The organism is Mesorhizobium sp. P5_C1 (genome assembly GCF_054049815.1).
Map to the genome: position 1 here is coordinate 1 of NZ_JBFULQ010000675.1, position 2,545 is coordinate 2,545.

Consider the following 2,545-nt stretch of genomic DNA (forward strand, 5'->3'; position numbering starts at 1 on the left):
ATCCGGAATTGGTCGGCGAGGTTCTAGAGGTCATGAAGCAGCTAGCCGTTGGTGGAATGACCATGGTGGTCGTGACGCACGAGATCGGATTTGCAAGGGAAGTTGCTGACCGCGTCGTCTTCATGGATCACGGCGTCGTCCAGGAGGAAGGTCCGGCATCGCAGGTTCTTACGAAGCCTGCTCACAAGAGGACCGCAGACTTTCTCGCTCGCGTAATCTAGGGTCAGCAGTGCCCTAGATCGGAACCATTGAACCAGTTTCACTTTCCAAAGAGTCCATGGGCGAAGGAATGGAAGTTTGTCGGGACCGGGCGCCGTTCGAGCCCCTCGCAACCGCCAAAAGGCTAAGCGCCCTGAGGAGACGAAACAGATATCCACTGTACGACCCGGACACGCCCCGCAGCAAAATTTTGCATAGTGACAGCAGACGCATTGCTGTACCCAACGAAACACGGGCTACAAGCTTCCTCAAAGTGCCGGCCTGAAGGAAGGTCCGCACGGGTCCAGTTCATTCGCGTTGATGCATGCAGGCGCCTGCAGGTCTGCTTCTCACCATTCGAGCCTCGAAGCTGCCGGTCCGCAAACGGCCCCGAAGCTGCCTGTCCGAAAAGCSYCCTCATTTCAACCGTCGCATGGCTCGTTCAGGTCCTCCTGAAAGCAGCCATGGYTGGGCCCCGACCTCCACCTGTCTTCGTCATGGGACGCGGACGACCATCTCCACTTCGAGTTGCAACATTGGGGTAAAGAGGGACTGCACCCCCAACACGGTGAGACTCGGCATTGTTCCGGCAAGCATCGCTTGGATCGGTGCATAGGCCTCGAGAAAGCGCTCTGTTGTGCCATCGACAACATAGATGCGAAGCATAACGATGTCGTCTGTCGAGGCGCCTAGTTCTTGGAGGGCAGCCTTCAAGCTATCGGCAATGAGCTCCGCTTGGCCACCTACTGTCTCTGGCACCGCCGAGCCGTCGAGCGGGGATGCAATCTGCCCCGACAGGTAGGCCAACTGCCTTGCCTGGGCGACGCTGATTTGTGAGTGACCGTTCGCGGTCGAATCCCACATCGTTGACGGATTGTGACGAACCACCGGGGCGGTATCGCGAGGGGACATGGCGGACATAGCTATTCTCCATCGTGTTTGCTTGACTCGCAACTGGGAACGGGAGGTGTTCTGGCGCTACAATTCGCGATATAAGCGATCTATTGGGGAATGTGTGTCCCCACACAACGGACGGGGGATACCTGTTGCGAGACGAACTCGATATCGGAGTCATCCGGGCGTTTATCGCTGTGGTGGACGCTGGCGATTTCACGTCGGCTGGGCGAGCGCTGCGCATAACGCGATCGGCTGTGGGGAAGGCCGTTATCAGGCTGGAGGAGCGTCTTGGCGCAAGGTTGCTTAACCGAAGTACGCGCCGAGTTTCGCCCACTTCGGACGGCCTGCTTTTCTACGAACGCTGCGTTTCGCTGCTGGCAGATCTGGAAGAAGCAGAGGCGGCAGTCCGGCACCGTGAGCAAAAGCCCCGTGGCACGATAAAACTGTCCGTTCCTGATGCCTATGGCCGGCTACGCATCTTGCCGGTTCTGCAGGAATACCTCCTCCAATGGCCAGAGATCAGGGCAGAGGTGACATTTTCCGATCGCATCAGTGACCTCGTTGGCGGCGGCTATGATCTCGCGGTTCGCATAGGGGGACTTGAATTCAGCACCGGCCTTGTGAGCCGCGTCATTGATCGGATCGATGGAGTCCTGTGCGCCGCGCCGTCCTACCTCTCCAAACGCGGCCAGCCAGACAACCCCGAAATGCTAAACGAACATGATCATCTGGCATTTGGCCGCGACGGCCACTTAATGGCCTGGTCGCTTCAGGCCGGTGATGAACTGGTGAAAGTTAGGCATGCGCAAGCGAGAATGGTCATGGATAGCGCCGATGGCCTGCGTGCCGCAGCGATTGGGGGACTCGGCATCGCCAGTCTGCCAAGCGCWATTGTGGCGGCCGATCTCGAAGCGGGAAGGTTGGTCCCCCTTCTGGCAGAGTATCAAGGTGAACSGCTACCGGTWTACACGCTCTATCCAGATCGTCGCTATATGCCCTCGAAGGTCCGAATGCTCATTGATCTGCTCGTTCAACGTCTGGCGCAAAGCGGGAAAACGACGGATTTGTGAGAGCCCTCAGCGCAYCTAYGCCTTCTCAACAGGGCTGACCGCTTTTGGCCATTTGGCSGGGCTCGTTGAACGACCGAATTGGGGTCGTATGGAGAACGGCAGCTTATCTCAAATGCCTGCCGAGACCTGACAGTCCGGTTACGGCCCCAAACGCGACGTCTAAGTACTGGCTTGGTACTTTGCGCAACGTGGCTGTTCTGGCGTTGAGCCGAACGGCAGCTTCCCACCCATCCAAATCAGCCGGTTGCAGCCAGTTGGCAGCCAGCGGGCGAGATCGCTGACGTCGCGAGGCCAGATCAACGGCCGACCGGTTTGTCGTGGCGAGGCGCTCTACTACCGGGCGACTTTCAATTTTCACGGAGCTCAACCCCGTCAACGAT

General features: G+C 58.4%; 2 protein-coding genes and 1 pseudogene. 2 read left to right on the forward strand and 1 reads right to left on the reverse strand.

The features are described 5' to 3' along the window. A pseudogene (gene glnQ / locus ACXJ7R_RS29750) lies at positions 1-221 on the forward strand (glutamine ABC transporter ATP-binding protein GlnQ); the annotation flags it as partial. Between the two features lie 472 nt (positions 222-693). Here glnQ and ACXJ7R_RS29755 read toward each other — a convergent pair. Continuing rightward, entirely contained in the window at positions 694-1,119 is a 426-nt protein-coding gene (locus ACXJ7R_RS29755) for a RidA family protein (protein ID WP_457154942.1), read from the reverse strand. Positions 1,120-1,244: 125 nt separating this feature from the next. Here ACXJ7R_RS29755 and ACXJ7R_RS29760 point away from each other — a divergent pair, with 125 nt between their 5' ends. Continuing rightward, on the forward strand, positions 1,245-2,165 hold the full coding sequence (locus ACXJ7R_RS29760; protein WP_457154943.1) for a LysR family transcriptional regulator: 921 nt from the start codon (positions 1,245-1,247) through the stop codon (positions 2,163-2,165). The last annotated feature ends 380 nt before the right edge of the window (positions 2,166-2,545 follow it).